The sequence below is a fragment of the Pseudomonas sp. SBT1-2 genome (genome assembly GCF_028640875.1).
GTDB classification, from domain to species: Bacteria; Pseudomonadota; Gammaproteobacteria; order Pseudomonadales; family Pseudomonadaceae; genus Aquipseudomonas; species Aquipseudomonas chlororaphis_I.
Window position 1 is genome coordinate 16,068 of the sequence record NZ_JAQZAA010000052.1, and the last position, 18,302, is coordinate 34,369.

General features: G+C 61.2%; 18 protein-coding genes. 10 read left to right on the plus strand and 8 right to left on the minus strand.

Annotation, left to right across the window (positions count from 1 at the left end; translation table 11 throughout):
- Positions 1-153: 153 nt before the first annotated feature.
- Together ettA and gdhA are read left to right on the plus strand one after the other, a co-directional pair.
- A complete protein-coding gene (gene ettA / locus PVZ78_RS06375; RefSeq protein ID WP_009050958.1) occupies positions 154-1,818 on the plus strand; it encodes an energy-dependent translational throttle protein EttA in 1,665 nt (554 codons plus the stop codon).
- Positions 1,819-2,190: 372 nt separating this feature from the next.
- Positions 2,191-3,528: an NADP-specific glutamate dehydrogenase gene (gene gdhA / locus PVZ78_RS06380; protein ID WP_053269973.1), complete on the plus strand. Its 1,338-nt coding sequence runs from the start codon at positions 2,191-2,193 to the stop codon at positions 3,526-3,528.
- Here gdhA and PVZ78_RS06385 read toward each other — a convergent pair.
- The 4 genes from PVZ78_RS06385 to PVZ78_RS06400 all read right to left on the minus strand — a co-directional run bounded on the left by PVZ78_RS06385 (position 3,525) and on the right by PVZ78_RS06400 (position 6,976).
- Positions 3,525-4,019, minus strand: coding sequence for a GreA/GreB family elongation factor (locus PVZ78_RS06385; protein WP_009050956.1), 495 nt, complete (start codon positions 4,017-4,019; stop codon positions 3,525-3,527). The two genes, gdhA and PVZ78_RS06385, sit on opposite strands and share 4 nt — an antisense overlap.
- 72 nt (positions 4,020-4,091) lie before the next feature.
- A complete protein-coding gene (locus PVZ78_RS06390) occupies positions 4,092-4,445 on the minus strand; it encodes a hypothetical protein (RefSeq protein ID WP_273828400.1) in 354 nt (117 codons plus the stop codon).
- 94 nt (positions 4,446-4,539) lie between these two features.
- Positions 4,540-6,393, minus strand: a complete 1,854-nt coding sequence (locus PVZ78_RS06395; RefSeq protein ID WP_028683438.1) for a DUF7840 domain-containing protein — start codon at positions 6,391-6,393, stop codon at positions 4,540-4,542.
- 94 nt (positions 6,394-6,487) lie between these two features.
- Complete coding sequence (locus PVZ78_RS06400) at positions 6,488-6,976, minus strand: DUF3015 domain-containing protein (protein WP_007924760.1); 489 nt, start codon at positions 6,974-6,976, stop codon at positions 6,488-6,490.
- A gap of 273 nt (positions 6,977-7,249) precedes the next feature.
- On the opposite strand from PVZ78_RS06400, the gene PVZ78_RS06405 reads away from it, so the two are divergent.
- Entirely contained in the window at positions 7,250-9,688 is a 2,439-nt protein-coding gene (locus PVZ78_RS06405; protein ID WP_009050953.1) for a Lon protease family protein, read from the plus strand.
- Between the two features lie 210 nt (positions 9,689-9,898).
- Positions 9,899-10,210 carry a PA4575 family protein gene (locus tag PVZ78_RS06410; RefSeq protein WP_007924756.1) on the plus strand — a complete coding sequence of 104 codons (312 nt, stop codon included), beginning with the start codon at positions 9,899-9,901 and terminating at the stop codon, positions 10,208-10,210.
- Between the two features lie 32 nt (positions 10,211-10,242).
- Here the strand turns inward: PVZ78_RS06410 and PVZ78_RS06415 are convergent, their stop codons facing one another.
- Positions 10,243-12,075, minus strand: coding sequence for a hypothetical protein (locus PVZ78_RS06415; protein WP_273828401.1), 1,833 nt, complete (start codon positions 12,073-12,075; stop codon positions 10,243-10,245).
- A 160-nt stretch (positions 12,076-12,235) separates the two neighbouring features.
- Here PVZ78_RS06415 and PVZ78_RS06420 point away from each other — a divergent pair, with 160 nt between their 5' ends.
- The 3 genes from PVZ78_RS06420 to PVZ78_RS06430 all read left to right on the plus strand — a co-directional run bounded on the left by PVZ78_RS06420 (position 12,236) and on the right by PVZ78_RS06430 (position 13,909).
- Positions 12,236-12,724 carry a TIGR00645 family protein gene (locus PVZ78_RS06420; protein WP_007924753.1) on the plus strand — a complete coding sequence of 163 codons (489 nt, stop codon included), beginning with the start codon at positions 12,236-12,238 and terminating at the stop codon, positions 12,722-12,724.
- Positions 12,725-12,859: 135 nt separating this feature from the next.
- Complete coding sequence (locus PVZ78_RS06425) at positions 12,860-13,162, plus strand: DUF6482 family protein (protein ID WP_009050951.1); 303 nt, start codon at positions 12,860-12,862, stop codon at positions 13,160-13,162.
- Between the two features lie 129 nt (positions 13,163-13,291).
- Entirely contained in the window at positions 13,292-13,909 is a 618-nt protein-coding gene (locus tag PVZ78_RS06430) for an FKBP-type peptidyl-prolyl cis-trans isomerase (protein WP_007924751.1), read from the plus strand.
- A gap of 98 nt (positions 13,910-14,007) precedes the next feature.
- On the opposite strand, the gene PVZ78_RS06435 is transcribed toward PVZ78_RS06430, so the two are convergent.
- The 3 genes from PVZ78_RS06435 to PVZ78_RS06445 form a co-directional block, all read right to left on the minus strand.
- Positions 14,008-14,280 (minus strand): PA4570 family protein, encoded by a 273-nt coding sequence (locus tag PVZ78_RS06435; RefSeq protein WP_009045712.1) that lies wholly within the window; start codon positions 14,278-14,280, stop codon positions 14,008-14,010.
- A 207-nt stretch (positions 14,281-14,487) separates the two neighbouring features.
- On the minus strand, positions 14,488-14,829 hold the full coding sequence (locus PVZ78_RS06440) for a zinc ribbon domain-containing protein YjdM (protein ID WP_007924748.1): 342 nt from the start codon (positions 14,827-14,829) through the stop codon (positions 14,488-14,490).
- Positions 14,830-14,975: 146 nt separating this feature from the next.
- Positions 14,976-15,944 carry a polyprenyl synthetase family protein gene (locus PVZ78_RS06445; RefSeq protein ID WP_009045711.1) on the minus strand — a complete coding sequence of 323 codons (969 nt, stop codon included), beginning with the start codon at positions 15,942-15,944 and terminating at the stop codon, positions 14,976-14,978.
- Between the two features lie 241 nt (positions 15,945-16,185).
- Between PVZ78_RS06445 and rplU the strand changes: the two genes are divergently transcribed.
- From rplU to cgtA, 3 genes are all read left to right on the plus strand, one after another.
- Positions 16,186-16,497 (plus strand): 50S ribosomal protein L21, encoded by a 312-nt coding sequence (gene rplU, locus PVZ78_RS06450; protein WP_007924746.1) that lies wholly within the window; start codon positions 16,186-16,188, stop codon positions 16,495-16,497.
- Between the two features lie 35 nt (positions 16,498-16,532).
- Positions 16,533-16,790, plus strand: a complete 258-nt coding sequence (rpmA, locus tag PVZ78_RS06455) for a 50S ribosomal protein L27 (RefSeq protein WP_003228360.1) — start codon at positions 16,533-16,535, stop codon at positions 16,788-16,790.
- A 195-nt stretch (positions 16,791-16,985) separates the two neighbouring features.
- On the plus strand, positions 16,986-18,209 hold the full coding sequence (cgtA, locus tag PVZ78_RS06460; protein ID WP_273828402.1) for an Obg family GTPase CgtA: 1,224 nt from the start codon (positions 16,986-16,988) through the stop codon (positions 18,207-18,209).
- Positions 18,210-18,302: the final 93 nt, after the last annotated feature.

Here is an 18,302-nt window from a genome sequence, read left to right on the forward strand (position 1 = left end):
TAGCTTTGCCGGTTACGCGGGAGCGCTCCAGCTCCAGACAATCAGGCTTTTTCCGTACGCAGGCATTGATCGCGATCAAATGCCGGCGCCGCGCATGGCCTGGCCCGGGCTTCGCCCGCTCTTCATTCATCAGTCACTGACGCTAGGTTCATCATGGCTCAATACGTCTTCACCATGCATCGGCTGGGAAAAGTTGTTCCGCCGAAGCGGGAAATCCTGAAAAACATTTCTCTGTCGTTCTTCCCGGGCGCCAAGATCGGCGTGCTGGGCCTCAACGGTTCGGGTAAGTCCACCCTGCTGAAAATCATGGCGGGCGTCGACACCGAGTTCGAGGGCGAAGCCCGTCCAATGCCCGAGCTGAACATCGGCTACCTGCCCCAGGAGCCTCAGCTGGACCCGGCCAAGACCGTGCGTGAAGTGGTCGAGGAAGCGGTCAGCGTGATCAAGGACGCCCAGGCACGCCTGGACGAGGTCTACGCGGCCTACGCCGATCCGGATGCCGACTTCGACAAGCTGGCCGCCGAGCAGGCCAAGCTCGAAGCGATCCTGCAGGCCAGTGATGGCCACAACCTGGAGCGCCAGCTGGAAGTCGCCGCCGATGCGCTGCGCCTGCCGGCCTGGGACGCCAAGGTCGAACACCTGTCCGGTGGTGAAAAACGTCGCGTGGCCCTGTGCCGCCTGCTGCTGTCCGCCCCGGACATGCTGCTGCTCGACGAACCGACCAACCACCTGGACGCCGATTCCGTGGCCTGGCTGGAGCACTTCCTCCACGACTTCCCGGGCACCGTGGTTGCGATCACGCACGACCGTTACTTCCTGGACAACGTCGCCGGCTGGATCCTCGAGCTCGACCGCGGCGCCGGCATTCCTTACGAGGGCAACTATTCGGGCTGGCTGGAAGCCAAGTCCGATCGTCTGGCCCAGGAGTCCAAGCAGCAGTCGGCCCATGAAAAGGCTATGAAGGAAGAACTGGAGTGGGTGCGCAAAGGCGCCAAGGCTCGCCAGTCGAAATCCAAGGCCCGTCTGGCCCGCTTCGAAGAAATGCAATCGCAGGAATTCCAGAAGCGCAGCGAAACCAACGAGATCTACATCCCGGCCGGTCCGCGCCTGGGCGACAAGGTCATCGAGTTCAAGAACGTCACCAAGGGCTACGGCGATCGCGTGCTGATCGACAACCTGTCGTTCTCCATGCCCAAAGGCGCCATCGTCGGCGTGATCGGCGGTAACGGTGCGGGTAAATCCACCCTGTTCCGCATGCTGATGGGCAAGGAAACGCCGGACTCGGGCAGCATCGAAGTCGGTGAAACCGTGCAACTGGCTTGCGTCGACCAGAGCCGCGAGGACCTGGACGGCAGCAAGACCGTGTTCCAGCAGATCTCCGACGGCTCCGACCAGATTCGCATCGGCAGCTACGAGATCCCGTCGCGTACCTACGTCGGTCGTTTCAACTTCAAGGGCGGCGACCAGCAGAAGTTCGTCAAGGACCTGTCCGGTGGTGAGCGTGGTCGTCTGCACCTGGCCCTGACCCTGAAGGAGGGCGGCAACGTCCTGCTGCTCGACGAACCGTCCAACGACCTCGACGTCGAAACCCTGCGTTCCCTGGAAGAAGCCCTGCTGGACTTCCCGGGCGCCGCCATTGTGATCTCCCACGACCGGTGGTTCCTTGACCGTGTCGCGACCCACATCCTGGCGTACGAAGACGACTCGCAAGCGGTGTTCTTCGAAGGCAACTACACCGAGTACGAAGCCGATCGCAAGAAGCGCCTCGGCGACGCTGCAGCCCAACCGCACCGCGTGCGTTACAAGAAACTGGCCTGACCCGGGTCGGTTGCTTGAAAGAAACGGAGCCTTCGGGCTCCGTTTTTTTTGCGCGTGTTTCCAGGTGGAGCCTGCGGCTCTTATCGCGAGCAAGCTCGCTCCTACAGGGGCTGTGTCGTTCTTGTAGGAGCGAGCTTGCTCGCGATGCGCCCTGACTGGCACCGCCAATTTTCGAGCTGCCCATCGTGGGGCGAGGCCTGTGGTTTCGATCCCTTGAATGGTGCGTAAAAGGCCGAAAACAGCCAAATATTTATATCTATTGCACCATTTAAATTCATAACTGCGACATTTTGCTCTGTCATGGTGCTGTTCGAGTTGCTAAAGTCCCGGGCAAATCTCCGTTAACGACAATAAATTTGCCGAGACTTTCCCATGATCGAATCCGTCGAAGACTTCCTCGCCCGCCTGAAAAAGCGCGACCCGGACCAGCCTGAATTCCACCAGGCGGTGGAAGAGGTGCTGCGCAGCCTGTGGCCATTCCTGGAGGCCAATCCGCATTACCTGACCTCGGGCATTCTCGAGCGTATCTGCGAGCCGGAGCGGGCGGTGGTGTTCCGTGTGTCGTGGGTCGACGATCAGGGCAAGGTCCAGGTCAATCGCGGGTTCCGCATCCAGATGAACAGCGCCATCGGCCCGTACAAGGGCGGTTTGCGTTTCCACCCTTCGGTTAATCTGGGGGTGCTGAAATTCCTCGCCTTCGAGCAGACCTTCAAGAACTCCCTGACCTCGCTGCCCATGGGCGGCGGCAAGGGTGGTTCGGACTTCGATCCGAAGGGCAAGAGCGACGCCGAGGTGATGCGCTTCTGCCAGGCCTTCATGAGCGAGCTGTATCGCCATATCGGTTCGGATGTGGACGTACCGGCGGGGGATATTGGCGTGGGCGCTCGGGAAATCGGCTTCCTGTTCGGCCAGTACAAGCGCCTGAGCAACCAGTTCACCTCGGTGCTGACCGGCAAGGGCATGAGTTACGGCGGCAGCCTGATCCGCCCGGAGGCTACCGGCTTCGGTTGCGTGTACTTCGCCGAAGAAATGCTCAAGCGCCGTGACGATCGGGTGGAAGGCAAGCGCGTGGCGATTTCCGGTTCCGGCAATGTGGCGCAATACGCGGCGCGCAAGGTCATGGACCTGGGCGGCAAGGTGATCTCCCTGTCGGACTCCGAAGGCACGCTGTACTGCGAGGCCGGGCTGACCGAGGAGCAATGGCAGGCGGTGCTGGAGCTGAAGAACGTCAAGCGCGGGCGCATCAGCGAGCTGGCGACGCAGTTCAATCTCGAATTCCTCGTCGGCCAGCACCCTTGGGCGCTGCCTTGCGATATCGCGCTGCCGTGCGCCACCCAGAACGAACTGGACGCCGAGTCGGCGCGCGCGCTGCTGCGCAATGGCTGCATGTGCGTGGCTGAAGGGGCGAACATGCCGACCACCCTGGAGGCTGTGGATATCTTTATCGAGGCCGGCATTCTGTTCGCCCCGGGCAAGGCCTCGAACGCCGGGGGCGTGGCGGTCAGCGGGCTGGAGATGTCGCAGAACGCCATGCGCCTGCTGTGGAGCGCCGGCGAGGTGGACAGCAAGCTGCACGGCATCATGCAGTCGATCCACCACGCCTGCGTGCATTACGGCGAAGAAAACGGCCGGATCAACTACGTCAAGGGGGCGAACATCGCCGGCTTCGTCAAGGTCGCCGATGCCATGCTGGCCCAGGGCGTGGTTTAAGCCGGGTCGATGCGGATCACCTCGATCAATTGATCGCCCGCCGGGCGCTGCCACAGCACTTCATCGCCAAGCTGGGTGCCCAGCAGCGCGCGGCCGAGCGGCGAGCCCCAATTGATCAGGCCCTTGGCGACATCGGCCTGATCCTCTCCCACCAGTTGCACACACTGCTCGGTACCGTGCTCGTCGGCGAAGATGACCCGGCTGCCGATCTGCACTTTCGACCGCGATGTCGCCTGGGGAACCACCTGGGCGCTTTGCAGGCGCTGGTTGAAGTAGCGCAGGTCGCGTTCGATATCGGCCAGTTGCTGTGGGTCCGCCTGGTCGCCCAGTGCCGACTGTTGGTTGTGCCGGGTTTGCAGGAACGCGACCTTGGCTTGCAGTTCGCTCAGGCCCTGTGGGGTGACGTAGTTGGGCTGCGCGCTGATCTGCCGCTCCACGGGCTGGTCGGCCTGGGCGGCAGTCAGTTCCTCATTGACGAAGGCTCGGCTCATGGGAGTTTTCCCGTAATGAAGGTTTGGGCCATGGTCGCAGCCTTTTGGTTTCGGGCCATGTCTGAAAGCGACTTACTGCGAGCGATAGGCTCGCGCGGCGTCGCGGTCTTTTTCCTCTTGCCAGGCGCGTTCGCGTTCGTCCCAGTGACGCTGCCGATAGTCATTGCGATCCTGGTTTTCCAGCATGGCCTGGCACTGGCGAAAACCATCGCTCCAGCCCTCGGCGTATTGCGGGTCCTTGAGGTAGCGCGGCACGTTCTTGCGAAATTCGCCGTTGATCGCCCCGGCGGCCTGGCGACCGCTGGCGCAGCCGTCATCGAAGCCGTCGGCGAAGGCCGGTGGATAACCCTGCTTGAGCAACTGTTCGTGGGTCGTCTCACAACCGCTCAGCAACGCCAGCCATGCCACCACCGCATACCGCCACATCTCTGACTCCCACGCCGCTCAACGGCTCATAGAGAAAGTCTAGAAGGGGATTCGTCAGTGGTTTGTGAAAGCGCGGTGAGAATGCGACCGGGGGTCAGTAGTGGTACCACTTCAGCTCCAGCATCACCTCGTTTTCCGCCGTGGCCAGGTGGCTGAACTCGCGCTGGGCGCTCAGGCGCAGGCCCAGGTTGCGTGATAGCTCCCATTGCTGGTTGAGGCTCAAGCTGCGGCGTACCTCACCGTTGGTGAAGTAGTCGCCCTTGGCTTCGACGCTGAAATTGCCCAGCGGGTTTTTCCACAGCAGGCCGGTGTTGAAGCCGGCCGCCGGAGTGATGAAACCGGCGAAATCGGCGTTGTGCTCGACGCGCACGGTGCCCAGGGCGAAGCCGAGCATGTTCTCGCTGAGCTGCCAGGTGCCGCCACCGCCACCGTTGACATGGCTGACCAGGGTTTCATCGTCGTGTTTGCCCGGCACTCGCTCCAGGCCGCCGGTGACCTGCCAGGACCAGGGTTGCAGCAGTTCGTTGCGCGGCGTCAGTGAACGAATGGTCGCCAGGTCCAGTTGCTGCAGCTGCCAATTGTTGCCTTCGTACTGGCGCAGCTTCATCTGCAGGATTTCGATCTGTGCGCCCAGGGGGAAACCTTCGGCATTGTCGTTGAGGTCGTGATAGGCCATGCGCAGCCCGTATTCGCCAAAAGCCTGGTCGCCGCGGGTGCCCACGCCGACCTGCCAGGTGCGCGATTCATGGCCGTCTTCCGGCAGGCCTGGGCGTTCGATGGACAGTTCGGGCGGCGGGTTGCGGTTGATCGCCCGCAACAGTTCGAAACTGCGCTGCGCCCGTTGCGGATCGCGCTCCTGACCGTTGGCCCGGTAGCGCTCGAGGCGATAGGCCGCATCGATGATCAGTGCCTGGCGGTCCCGTGGCAGGGCCTTGAAGGCCGGCTCCTGCAGCTGTTGCTGGTCGGCGCTGACCTTCAGCACCCATTGTTGCTCGTCGTTGCTCAGCGGCTTGGCGCGCTCCAGCAGCTCACGTTCGCGGGACGGGCGGTACTCGATTTTCTCCACCAGGCCGGCTTCCTTCACCGCCTTGACGGTGTCGGTGGGAATCGCCGTCAGCGGGAATTGCCCGGTCAGGCGCAGGCTGGGGCGCGCCACTTGCAGCAGCTCGAGCAAACGGTAAGAGCAGTTCTCGTCGAAGAAGAAGTAGTCGAACTTGATCTGCTTCAGTTCCCAGACATGCTCGACCATGCGTTCGGTTTCCGCCTGGGTCAGGTTCAGCCGGTACTCCCACAAGTCGCGGTTTTCCAGGCTGCGGTATTCCGAGAGCTTCTCCTGGTAGGGCACCAGGGCGAACAGCCCGGGATAGCCGCCCATCAGGCCTTTCCAGGCATAGAGAATGCTGTTGTCCGAGCCTTCGATATAGGCGCCGAAATTGATCGCGTAGCTGAGCAGGGCGGTGTGGTTGCTTTGCACATCGGCCTGGTCGATGCGCAGCAGGGTATGGCCGAACATCGACGACGGGCTGTTCAGGTAGGCCGCCGGGAAAATCATTACCGTGCTGTGGGGGGAGACGTCCTTGAACCACTGGTTGAACTCATTGCAGTCCACCGTCGGCAGATCGCTCAGGCTCAGTTGGGCCTTGAGCCAGCGGGTGCGGGCGGGGTACACGCATTGAGCATGCTGGTTGCCGCTGCTGGCGGGGGCGTAGAGCGCGTTCAGCGTGGCCTTGAGTTCGGCGTCGGGGTGTTCGGCGCCGTCGCTGGCGAGGAAAAACTTCGGGTCGCTGACATAACTGCGCCAGCCTCCGAGCTTGGCGGTTTCGTAGTGGCCAAGGGAAATCCAGAACGGATCGTTGGCCAGTTGCTGCAAACGTGAGTGGTCGATTTGTGGCGCGGCGGACAGCGGGGCGCAGACACAGAGCGCCAGGGAGGCAAGGCGTTTGAGCATGGTGGGCAACTTGAGTCGGAAAAAACAAAGACCCGGGAGGGGTCATGTCCGAAAAACAAAAGCCCGCTCCCCGAAAAGAGCGGGCGGGTCGAGATTAAGCCGGGGTGGCGTATTTGGCCAGGCGTGCATCGCTTTTCAGCACGGCCAGGGTGTTGGTGTGCACATCTTCCGCGGTCACGTCGGCTTTGCTGAAGATCTGCTGGAAGTGCTCGTGGGTGACGGCGGCGAAGTGCGCGCGGTCTTCGGGAGCGACGCCCAGAACCACGGCGTAGGTGGTCAGCGCTTCGCCTTCACCTTTGGCCATGTCTTCGGAGAGCTCATTCATCATGCCATTCATGGCAAACCAGGACTTGCCGCCGTAAGTCAGCGCGCTGTTGGTCGAGCAGCCGTTGGTGCCGGAAGTCATACCGAAGGTCGCGTTACCGGAGGTGCCGTTGGTGGTGGAGGCCAGGAAGTGAGCCGGAGTGCCGCGCTGTCCTTCGAACAGCAGGTTGCCCCACCCACAATCCGGACCGCCTGGCGCTTGGGCCATTGCATTGATGGAAACAGCGGTGAAGAGAGTACCGAGAAGAATCCGTTTCATAGCTTTGTTCTCTTTGTGTGCAAACCAATGGACAAGGGTTCTGGCCCATGTCGGCGCCAGTGGGCCGGTTATTAGTCCAGCCGCGCAGCTTGGAGTTTAGGCAGATTCCAAGGGTTCCGTGTTTTTTTGCATGACATTCCTTGAAATAGACGGTTTTTATGCTGTCCGCGTGGCGCCTGGGATCTGTCCGCGCTTTCGCTGCCTCGCGCCTTGCCAGCCGCTGTACCCGGCGCCAGAATGCCCCATCTGCCCCGCCTGATGTAAGGAAGCCCGATGCCTGATCCTGTTGCTGCCAGCTTGCGTCTAGCGCCCGAAGCGCTGACCCGTCCGTTTTCCGCTGAACAGTTCAGCTTCTCGACCACCAATGATTTGGAGCCCTTTCGCGGTGTGCTTGGCCAGGAACGTGCGGTCGAAGCCTTGCAGTTCGGTGTGGCCATGCCACGCCCCGGTTACAACGTCTTTGTCATGGGCGAGCCCGGCACTGGTCGCTTCTCTTTCGTCAAACGCTACCTGAAGGCTGAGGGCAAACGCCTGCAGACCCCGTCCGACTGGGTCTACGTCAACAATTTCGATGAGCCGCGCGAGCCGCGCGCGCTGGAGCTGCCTTCGGGGGCCGCGGGGGCGTTCATCAGTGACATCAACGGCCTGATCGACAACCTGCTGGCGACCTTTCCGGCGGTCTTCGAGCATCCCTCCTATCAACAGAAGAAAAGCGCCATCGACCGCGCGTTCAACCAGCGTTACGACCGTGCCCTCGATGTGATCGAGCGCCTGGCGCTGGAGAAGGACGTCGCGCTGTACCGCGACAGCAGCAATATTGCCTTCACCCCTATGCTCGACGGCAAGGCGCTGGACGAGGCAGAGTTCGCGCAACTGCCCGAGGCCGATCGCGAGCGTTTCCACGAGGACATTTCCGCCCTGGAGGAGCGCCTCAACGAAGAACTGGCGAGCCTGCCGCAGTGGAAGCGCGAGTCGAGCAACCAGCTGCGTCACCTCAACGAAGAAACCATCACCCTGGCCTTGCAGCCATTGCTGGCGCCGCTGTCCGAGAAGTACGCGGAAAATGCCGGCGTGTGTGGCTACCTGCAAGCCATGCAGGTGTACCTGCTCAAGACCGTGGTCGAGCAACTGGTGGACGACAGCAAGACCGACGCCGTGGCCCGCAAGCTGCTGGAAGAACAGTATGGTCCGAGCCTGGTGGTCGGCCATCCGGCCAGTGGCGGCGCGCCGGTGGTGTTCGAGCCGCACCCGACCTACGACAACCTGTTTGGCCGCATCGAATACAGCACCGACCAGGGCGCGCTCTACACCACTTACCGGCAGTTGCGTCCGGGTGCCCTGCATCGGGCCAACGGCGGTTTCCTGATTCTCGAAGCCGAGAAGATGCTCAGCGAACCCTTTGTCTGGGATGCCCTCAAGCGGGCCCTGCAATCGCGCAAGCTGAAGATGGAATCGCCGCTGGGCGAACTGGGGCGCCTGGCCACCGTGACCCTGACCCCGCAACACATCCCGCTGCAGGTCAAGGTCGTGATCATCGGTGCTCGCCAGCTGTACTACACGCTGCAGGACCTGGATCCGGACTTCCAGGAAATGTTCCGCGTGCTGGTGGACTTCGACGAAGACATCCCGATGGTGGACGAAAGCCTCGAACAGTTCGCCCAGCTGCTGAAAACTCGCACCTCCGAAGAAGGCATGGCGCCGCTGACCGCGGACGCGGTGGCACGCCTGGCGACCTATAGCGCCCGGCTGGCGGAACACCAGGGGCGCTTGTCGGCGCGTATTGGCGATCTATTCCAGCTGGTCAGCGAGGCGGACTTCATCCGTCACCTGGCCTCGGACGAGATGACCGATGCCGGGCATATCGAACGGGCGCTCAAAGCCAAGGCCACCCGTACCGGGCGGGTCTCGGCGCGGATTCTCGACGACATGCTGGCGGGGATCATTCTGATCGACACCGATGGCGCGGCCGTGGGCAAGTGCAACGGCCTGACCGTACTGGAAGTGGGCGACTCGGCCTTTGGTATTCCGGCGCGGATTTCCGCCACGGTGTATCCGGGGGGCAGCGGTATCGTCGACATCGAGCGCGAGGTCAATCTCGGCCAGCCGATTCACTCCAAGGGCGTGATGATTCTCACCGGCTACCTGGGCAGCCGTTACGCGCAGGAATTCCCCCTGGCGATCTCGGCGAGCATCGCGCTGGAGCAATCCTACGGTTATGTCGATGGTGACAGTGCGTCGCTGGGCGAGGCGTGCACGCTGATCTCGGCTTTGTCGAAAACCCCGCTCAAGCAATGTTTTGCCATTACCGGGTCGATCAACCAGTTCGGCGAAGTGCAGGCGGTTGGCGGGGTCAACGAGAAGATCGAAGGCTTCTTCCGCCTCTGCGAAGCGCGGGGCCTGACGGGTGAGCAGGGCGCGATCATTCCTCACGCCAATGTCGCCACCCTGATGCTCGACGAGAAGGTACTGGCAGCGGTCCGCGCCGGGAAATTCCACGTGTATGCCGTGCGCCAGGCTGACGAGGCCCTGAGCCTGCTGGTCGGCGAGCCCGCGGGCGAGCCGGATGCGGATGGCCAGTTCCCGGAAGGCAGTGTCAACGCGCGGGTGGTGGAGCGTCTGCGGGTTATCGCGGAAATGATCAGCGAGGACGATCTCAAGGAAGCGGAAAAAGAGCAGGCACAAGAAGCATTGGCGCAAACCAAGCCGGCATGAGCTATGCCGCGGCGAGGGCTCGGCCTTCGTCGCGGCGCCGGTCCGCTGGCGTCAATTTTCTCGAATAGACCATTCGGCGCCTGTTCAGCCGGTCAACTTTGCTTCTCAGTCTTTTCTTCCTATTCTCAGGGCAGGAGAACGACAGTCGTCACTGGATCGAAACAGTCTTCACATGAGGGCTGAATACCGGATCTACCGAGGGTCGCCGCCATGTCGCGCAACCTCTGCCTTACCCGCCAGTGTCTTGGCCTGGTCACCCGTATCGAGTGCAGTATCCGCCCGCTGGCGGGAGATAACGGAATGTGGACCCTACTGTTCGCGGCCGGAATGGCCGGTGAACAACCTTCGGCCATCAAGGCCCAGGGACCTTTCTGCGGTCCCAGCGTGGCCGAATCCATCCTTGATTCCATCGTCGAAAGCCTGACCACCCACGGCTATGAGCTGGCCGACGATCCGCAGATCTGGTGCCTGCACCTTCAGGCGCAACTACGGCAGATCAATGGCGAACGCTGCCGCCATTGACGCGATCTCCCTTTAATCCCTACCGCTGAGTCCTACTCGGCGGGTGGTGGATTCTCCAGCTTGTCGAGCTTGACCTCAAAGCCATATTCGACGGTATTGAGTTCGCTGCGCTGGTAGGTTTCCAGCTCGGTGGGCTGCCCATAGAAGTAATGCACGTCGAACGAGGCCGAACCTTTTGCTGGCGCCTCATGGCTGACCGCAAGAATCTCCTTCAGGTACTGACCGCTGCTGTCCTTGGCGTAGAAGCGCCAGGCCTCGGCCGGGAACAGGCGCTGGTCGACGATCAGCGCATTGCCTCGCAGTTCAAGCCCTTTGGGCAACTGGCTGACGGGCAGGGCCTTCTTCTCGATGCTGGCCAGAAACAGTGGGATCGCACCGACGGCGTAAGCCGGGGTTTCCGGGAACAGGGTCAGGTCGTAAGTGATCGAGCTACGCAGCGGGTCGACCTCGACCGCCTCCGAGGGCAGTTCGATGGGCTCGCCGCGTTTGCCGTTTTCGTTCTGGGTGAAGAAGGTCACCGGGCTGTCGCTGGTAGAGAAGGAGGTGCCCAGCAATTCGTCATTGAAGGTTTTCGGATGGTCGAACTCGATCCGCGCCGCGCTGGCGTCCTCGGTGGATTGGTGAATGACCACGCTTTTTTTCAGGGTGTCTTCGTCGAGGTTGGCGCCCTTGAGGTAGTTCGGTGCCTGGTCGTCATACACCACTACCGGCATGGGCAGGGGCTGGATCTTGCTGTCGGTGGTCAGAGGGTCGAAGCGCCGCACCGGCAGGTTGAACTCTTTACGGGTGACGGTGGCTCCAGAGAAATCCAGCACGTTGACTTCGAGCTTGTCGATCAGGCCGTTGAAATACACCTTGGTGTAATGGCTGTGCTGCTCGCGCTCGAAGGTTTTGCGCTCCTCTTCAAGCTGCTGCTCGAACGCCTGACTCCAGGCCTTCTGCTTCTGCATTTCGGCGAGCTGCTTGGCGTAGAAGGCGATCTGTTGGCTGTTCTCGTTGATCGAACCGGAGCGCGAAAGGATCTGGCCGGTAGTGTCGCGTGCCTGCACCAGCAACGGGTTGAGCGGCGTCTCGCTGAGCCCGGGCGGCAGTGGGGCGCTGTTGGTCAACTCGATTTCGGCGCTGTTCTTGTCCAGGGACAGCAGTTTCACGCTGACATTCTTGTCGCTGCGTTGCTTGCCGACATCGGCCTTGTCCAGTTCGAAGGTGAGCACCTGGTGTGGCGCGATCACTTCGGCCTTGCCTTGCAACGTCACGGGTTGGGGCTGGTTCTTGTTTTCGACTTCCACGCCTTTGATGAACGGGTAGGTCACCGTCAGGTCATCCGGATTGGTCAGGTTGGAACTGGAGGGGCTCAACTGGATGCCGGGATCGGTTTCCGACCATTCGGGCTGGAAGGCGATGACCTTGCCGTTGCTCAGGGTTACGGATTGCCATTCCAGGCCGTGGGGGAAGGGGAATTGCGCCGGCATGTTGAAGCTGAAGGGGAACACCGGCTGCAGATCGGTCAGGTAGTCGGAGTTGGAGGTCTTGCGCAGTACGAACAGACCATTGAGGTAGGTGTCGACCAGGGCCTGCGGGCTGGGGTAGTGCTTGAGCAGGGCCAGGGCGTCATCGCCGTATTCGGTCTCGATGGGCTTGCTCTTGAGCCGCAGTTGCGCTCGCTCGAGCAGTAACAGCGAACCGCCCAGGTCAGCGATGGCGTCCTTGAGCTTGGGATCCTGGATGGCGTCCAGGGATTGTTCGAACTGTGCGGTTTTCTGTTCCAGGCTGACTTGCTGCTTCTCGTCGCTGGGCGAGCAGCCGCTGCTGAGCAGTACCGCGATACACAGGCCGGTACCCGCCAAAGGCAATCGCAAATCCATTCTCCAGGCTTCCTGTCCGATGTCATTGAGCTGTTCAAGTGCTTGCGACACTAGCAGAAAAACGCTTTGGCAGACGCGCAGGCAATGGATTTCGTTGCGGTTTATGGGCTTTTGGCCGGCTGATATACTCGCCGCCGTTTTCAGACCTGTGTGAGATTCAATGGAACGTTTTATCGAGAATGCAATGTACGCCTCGCGCTGGCTGCTGGCGCCGATCTACTTTGGCCTGTCATTGGGGCTGCTCGCCCTGGCTTTGAAGTTCTTCCAGGAAGTCTTTCACGTCATCCCCAACGTGTTCTCCATGGCCGAGTCGGATCTGATCCTGGTGCTGCTGTCGTTGATCGACATGGCACTGGTCGGCGGCCTGCTGGTGATGGTGATGATCTCCGGCTACGAGAACTTCGTGTCTCAGCTGGACATCGACGAGGACAAGGAAAAGCTCAACTGGCTGGGCAAGATGGACTCCTCCTCGCTGAAGATGAAGGTGGCCGCGTCCATCGTGGCGATCTCCTCGATCCATCTGCTGCGGGTATTCATGGACGCGAAGAACATCGAGCCGCAGTACCTGATGTGGTACGTGATCATCCACATGACCTTCGTGATTTCGGCTTTCGCCATGGGCTATCTGGACAAGCTGACCAAGCACTGATCGCCTGACCACCGCTGTAGCCGCGCCGCCCGGCCGTTGTGAAACGGACGGGCGGCGTCGTTTGTGGCTTGTGCTTTTACCGGCCGAGGCATATCCCTGTAGAGGTCACGGGTTTGAACTGCGCGAGGTGCACCCATGAACCTGCACGAGTTGAATGCTTATGCCGTCGCCGGAAAAATCGATGAGCTGAACCTGATCTCCCTCGAAGGCGGCATCTATCTGCTCGAGGCGCGGATGCACGGGACGGCCTATCCGTTGAGCGACGCCCACGGGCAGATGTTGCATCTGCGTTCGGTGGAACATGCCCGGGAAGTGCTGCATGCCTTTCCCAAGCTGCCCTTCAACCTGATCCACGCTTCAGTGCATGACGAGATGTGCGGCCTCTCGGCCAATACCGATGACAGCCTGCGGGTGCCCCTCGCCGTCCGCTCGGCCTGACAGGCGGGGACGCGCGTTCATCACCGTGGCATCTGTGCTAGTCTGCTCGCCCTTTTGGTTCCGGGCGTCCCGGGATGCGCTGTGTACGCACGGCGGATTTCCGAGCCGTCCGCACAGCGGAGCAGTGTCATGTCCGAAGTAAATCTGTCCACCGACGAAACCCGCGTCAGCTACGGTATCGGCCGTCAGCTGGGCGACCAGCTGCGTGACAACCCGCCACCGGGCGTGAGCCTGGACGCCATCCTGGCGGGCCTGACCGACGCGTTCGCCGGCAAGCCTAGCCGTGTAGGCCAGGAAGAAATGTCCGCCAGCTTCAAGGTGATCCGCGAAATCATGCAGGCCGAAGCCGCTGCCAAGGCTGAAGCCGCTGCTGGCGCGGGCCTGGCTTTCCTGGCTGAAAACGCCAAGCGCGAAGGCATCACCACTCTGGCCTCCGGCCTGCAGTTCGAAGTGCTGACCCAGGGCGAAGGCGCCAAGCCATCCCGTGAAGACAGCGTGCGTACCCACTACCACGGCACCCTGATCGACGGCACTGTGTTCGACAGCTCCTACGAGCGCGGCCAGCCTGCGGAATTCCCGGTCGGCGGCGTGATCGCTGGCTGGACCGAGGCGCTGCAACTGATGAATGCCGGTAGCAAATGGCGTCTGTACGTGCCGAGCGAGCTGGCTTACGGCGCGCAAGGCGTTGGCAGCATCCCGCCGCACAGCGTTCTGGTGTTTGACGTCGAGCTGCTCGACGTTCTGTAAGCCTCAGCTGCCGGGCTGAGCGTGCTCGCGATCCATACGCCGTGTGTGCGGTGTACGGATCGCGCGCAGGTTCGCCTTGGCAGAGGGTTTAGGTGGGGTCATAGACGTATTTTTGCGCTCAGGCCTTGCCCTTCGGCTGTTCCGGCAGGGCGCAAGGCCCGTGCATAGCAGAACAGAAACAGGTTGCGCACCAGCTCCTTGAGCACCACCGGCTCGCTGGAACTCAGGCCATTGAGGTCCAGGTCGCCCTGGTCCTGTAGTTCGTTCAAGGCTTCTTCTTCCAGTACCGCACAGACTTCCCCGGTTTCCCGATGCAGGATTCGCAGGTAAGGGTGTGGGCGGTCCAGCCATGCGTCGATCAAATAAGTCATGAGTCTCATCTCCTTGATGGGTTTCAATGAGAATAATTCTTATTCAGTGAATAGCAAGTACCTATTGGCGGTTTCTGCTTTTTTCTGTATGGAAATTGTTGTGAGTCAAAAGGGCTGGCCTTTTGATAGGTGGCGGGAGAGGCGGGGAATCAGGCGGGAGCGGGGAGGGCTTCACCCCGTGGCTGGCACGGGGCGATAGCCGGAATATCAGACCTTGCGGACGAACTCGGACTTGAGCTTCATCGGGCCGATACCGTCGATCTTGCAGTCGATGTCGTGGTCGCCATCGCACAGGCGGATGTTCTTGACCTTGGTGCCGACCTTGACCACCAGCGAGGTGCCCTTGACCTTGAGGTCCTTGATCACGGTGATGGTGTCGCCGTCTTGCAGGACATTGCCGACCGAGTCTTTTTTCACGGTTTCATCGGATGCGGCCTCGGCTTCGCCGTTGGCGGACCATTCGTGGGCGCATTCCGGGCAGACCAACTGGGCGCCGTCTTCATAGGTGTATTCGGAATTGCATTTTGGGCAGGGTGGCAACGTGCTCACTAAGACTCCTCGGATTCAGGAAGGCTAAAAAAGCGCACATTATATAGGGTTTTGCCCGGGGAAGGGGTATCGCGGGGGATTGGGCGAGAAAGCATCGCGAGCCAGCCCGCTCCTGCGCAGGGCTGGAGCGGGCTGGCGATCGAATCTTAGTGGGTGCGGGCTACAGCGAATTCGCTCAGTTCCACCAGCGCGTCGCGGTATTCGCTCGGCGGCAGGGCTTCCAGGCAGGCGATGGCGCGAGCGACATAGTCGCGGGCCAGTTGCGCGGTGTAGTCCAGGGAGCCGGAGGCTTCCACGGCCGCGCGGATGCTTTCCAGGTCTTCGATACCGCCTTTCTGGATCGCCTGGCGCACCAGGGCAGCCTGTTCCGGCGTGCCTTCGCGCATGGTGTAGATCAGCGGCAGGGTCGGCTTGCCTTCGGCCAGGTCGTCGCCGACGTTCTTGCCCAGGGTTTCCGCGTCGCCGCGGTAGTCGAGCAGGTCGTCCACCAGTTGGAAGGCCACGCCCAGGTGATCGCCGAAGGTGCGCAGGGCTTCGCTCTGCTCTTCGGTGGCGCCGGCCAGGGCGGCGGCGCTGTGGGTCGAGGCTTCGAAGAGCATCGCGGTCTTGCCGCGGATGACTTCCATGTAGGTTTCTTCGGTGGTGCTGGCGTCACGGACTTTCGACAGCTGCAGCACTTCGCCTTCGGCGATGATGCGGGTGGCTTGCGAAAGGATCTTCATCACCGGCATCGAGCCCAGCTCGACCATCATCTCGAAGGAGCGCGAGTACAGGAAGTCGCCCACCAGCACGCTCGGGGCATTGCCCCACATGGCGTTGGCGGTCGAGCGGCCACGGCGCATGCCGGACATGTCGACCACGTCGTCATGCAGCAGGGTGGCGGTGTGCAGGAACTCGATGGTGGCGGCCAGCAGGCGCAGGTCGTCGCCTTCGCGACCCAGGGCCTTGCCACACAGCAGCACCAATAAAGGACGCAGGCGTTTACCCCCGGCCGAGGTAATGTAGTCGCCGATTTTCGATACCAGCGGCACTCGGGAGGTCAGCTGCTTCTTGATGATGCCGTCGACGGCGCTAAAATCGTCCGCCACCGCGCGGTAGAAAGCTTGGGGTTGCATCAGCGACAGGTGCTCCAGAAGGGTTGCGCGGCATGCTAGGACCCACGTCCGGGGCTGTCAAGGCGCGATGGACGGCCCCTTGCATCGCCAAGACAGCTTGCGTACAATCGCGCACCCTGAACTTCCTGGGCAGCACCTGCCTTACGCAATTGCACTTGGGCCGTTCCAGCCCCATGCAGCCATGCCAGCCAATACCTCTTCTTATAAAGAGCTGGGTGAGCAGGATTATCGGAGAAATACCATGTACGCAGTAATCGTTACCGGCGGTAAGCAATACAAGGTCGCTGAAGGTGAATACCTGAAGATCGAAAAACTGGAAATCGCCACTGGCGAATCCGTGACTTTTGACCGCGTTCTGTTGGTTGCCAATGGCGACGACGTGAACATCGGCGCACCTGTTGTTGCTGGCGCAACCGTCAAGGCTGAAGTGATCTCCCAAGGTCGTCACGATAAAGTCCGCATCATCAAGTTCCGTCGCCGTAAGCACCACATGAAGCGTATGGGCCACCGCCAGTGGTTCACCGAGATCAAAATCACCGGTATTCAGGCTTAATTTCAGCCTAATTCCTCACTAGGAGAATTGAACTCATGGCACACAAAAAAGCTGGTGGTAGTACCCGTAACGGTCGCGACTCAGAAGCCAAACGCCTTGGCGTGAAGATGTATGGCGGCCAGGTCATCAAGGCCGGCAACATCATCGTGCGTCAGCGCGGCACCCAATTCCACGCTGGCTACGGCGTTGGCATGGGTAAAGATCACACCCTCTTCGCGAAAATCGAAGGCGTGATCAAGTTTGAAGTAAAAGGCGCCTTCGGTCGTCGTTACGTGAGCGTTGTCGCGGCTTAATTGCGCGATCGCTGGAAAAGCCCTGTCTTGCGACGGGGCTTTTTCGTTTGTGGGGTGAGTCTCTTGCAAAACTGTTTGTATGGGCTGCCAGCGCTGGATGTTACGGCCGTTGATCGGGGTCGCTGCGCTCATTTTTGCAAGAGTCTTATGTCTTAGTGTTTTTCGGCTCGCCCGTGCGGCGAGAGGCGTTTTGTTATGAAGTTCGTTGATGAAGTTTCGATCCGAGTAAAAGCTGGCGACGGCGGCAATGGCTGCATGAGTTTCCGTCGGGAAAAGTTCATCGAAAACGGTGGTCCGAACGGTGGTGATGGTGGGGATGGCGGCTCGATCTACATGATCGCCGACGAAAACCTCAACACCCTGGTGGACTACCGCTACACCCGCCATTTCGATGCCGAGCGCGGCTCCAATGGCGGCAGTACCGATTGCACCGGCAAGAAAGGTGAGGATCTCGAGCTGCGCGTACCGGTCGGCACCACGGTGATCGACGCCGGTACCCAGGAAGTGATCGGTGACCTGACCAAGGCCGGTCAGCGTTTGCTGGTGGTGCAGGGCGGCTGGCACGGTCTGGGTAACACCCGTTTCAAATCCAGTACCAACCGCGCGCCGCGCCAGACCACTCCGGGCAAGCCGGGTGAGCAGCGTGATCTCAAGCTGGAGCTGAAAGTGCTGGCGGACGTCGGTCTGCTGGGCTTGCCGAATGCGGGTAAGAGCACCTTCATTCGCTCGGTGTCCGCGGCCAAGCCGAAAGTGGCCGACTATCCGTTCACGACCCTGGTGCCGAACCTGGGCGTGGTCAGTGTCGACCGCTGGAAAAGCTTCGTGATCGCCGACATCCCGGGCCTGATCGAGGGCGCTTCGGATGGTGCGGGCCTGGGTATCCGTTTCCTTAAGCACCTGGCGCGTACTCGCCTGCTGCTGCACCTCGTGGACATGGCGCCGCTGGATGAAAGCAGCCCGGCCGATGCTGCGGAAGTGATCGTCAACGAGCTGACCAAGTTCAGCCCGTCCCTGGCTGAGCGTGATCGCTGGCTGGTGCTGAACAAATGCGACCAGATCCTCGAGGAGGAGCATGAGGCGCGGGTCAAGGAGATCGTCGATCGCCTGGAGTGGACCGGTCCGGTGTACGTGATCTCGGCCATTTCCAAAGACGGTACCGAGCGCCTGGGCCGCGACATCATGCGTTATCTGGAAGATCGTGCCGATCGCCTGGCTGCCGACCCGGCTTATGCCGACGAGTTGGCTGAGCTCGATCAGCGCATCGAAGACGAGGCGCGTGCCCAGCTGCAGGCTCTGGACGACCAGCGTGCCCTGCGCCGCAGCGGCGTGAAGAGCGTGCATGACATCGGCGACGATGACTGGGACGAGGAAGATGTGGATGACGAAGATGGTCCGGAAATCATTTACGTCCGCGACTGATTCGTTGCAGTAAACTACAAGCGCCGCTCACTGAGCGGCGTTTTAGTATCCAGGAAACGTAGTATCAAGAAGCTTAGTATCAAGAAACGTAGC

Coding starts and splice junctions, on each gene's coding strand:
- PVZ78_RS06405 (WP_009050953.1), top strand. CDS start 7,250: ATGCCTGATCCTGTTGCTGCCAGCTTGCGTCTAGCGCCCGAAGCGCTG.
- rpmA (WP_003228360.1), top strand. CDS start 16,533: ATGGCACACAAAAAAGCTGGTGGTAGTACCCGTAACGGTCGCGACTCA.
- PVZ78_RS06425 (WP_009050951.1), top strand. CDS start 12,860: ATGAACCTGCACGAGTTGAATGCTTATGCCGTCGCCGGAAAAATCGAT.
- cgtA (WP_273828402.1), top strand. CDS start 16,986: ATGAAGTTCGTTGATGAAGTTTCGATCCGAGTAAAAGCTGGCGACGGC.
- PVZ78_RS06420 (WP_007924753.1), top strand. CDS start 12,236: ATGGAACGTTTTATCGAGAATGCAATGTACGCCTCGCGCTGGCTGCTG.
- PVZ78_RS06395 (WP_028683438.1), bottom strand. CDS start 6,393: ATGCTCAAACGCCTTGCCTCCCTGGCGCTCTGTGTCTGCGCCCCGCTG.
- PVZ78_RS06445 (WP_009045711.1), bottom strand. CDS start 15,944: ATGCAACCCCAAGCTTTCTACCGCGCGGTGGCGGACGATTTTAGCGCC.
- PVZ78_RS06400 (WP_007924760.1), bottom strand. CDS start 6,976: ATGAAACGGATTCTTCTCGGTACTCTCTTCACCGCTGTTTCCATCAAT.
- PVZ78_RS06415 (WP_273828401.1), bottom strand. CDS start 12,075: ATGGATTTGCGATTGCCTTTGGCGGGTACCGGCCTGTGTATCGCGGTA.
- rplU (WP_007924746.1), top strand. CDS start 16,186: ATGTACGCAGTAATCGTTACCGGCGGTAAGCAATACAAGGTCGCTGAA.
- PVZ78_RS06410 (WP_007924756.1), top strand. CDS start 9,899: ATGTCGCGCAACCTCTGCCTTACCCGCCAGTGTCTTGGCCTGGTCACC.
- PVZ78_RS06390 (WP_273828400.1), bottom strand. CDS start 4,445: ATGTGGCGGTATGCGGTGGTGGCATGGCTGGCGTTGCTGAGCGGTTGT.
- PVZ78_RS06385 (WP_009050956.1), bottom strand. CDS start 4,019: ATGAGCCGAGCCTTCGTCAATGAGGAACTGACTGCCGCCCAGGCCGAC.
- PVZ78_RS06430 (WP_007924751.1), top strand. CDS start 13,292: ATGTCCGAAGTAAATCTGTCCACCGACGAAACCCGCGTCAGCTACGGT.
- gdhA (WP_053269973.1), top strand. CDS start 2,191: ATGATCGAATCCGTCGAAGACTTCCTCGCCCGCCTGAAAAAGCGCGAC.
- PVZ78_RS06435 (WP_009045712.1), bottom strand. CDS start 14,280: ATGACTTATTTGATCGACGCATGGCTGGACCGCCCACACCCTTACCTG.
- ettA (WP_009050958.1), top strand. CDS start 154: ATGGCTCAATACGTCTTCACCATGCATCGGCTGGGAAAAGTTGTTCCG.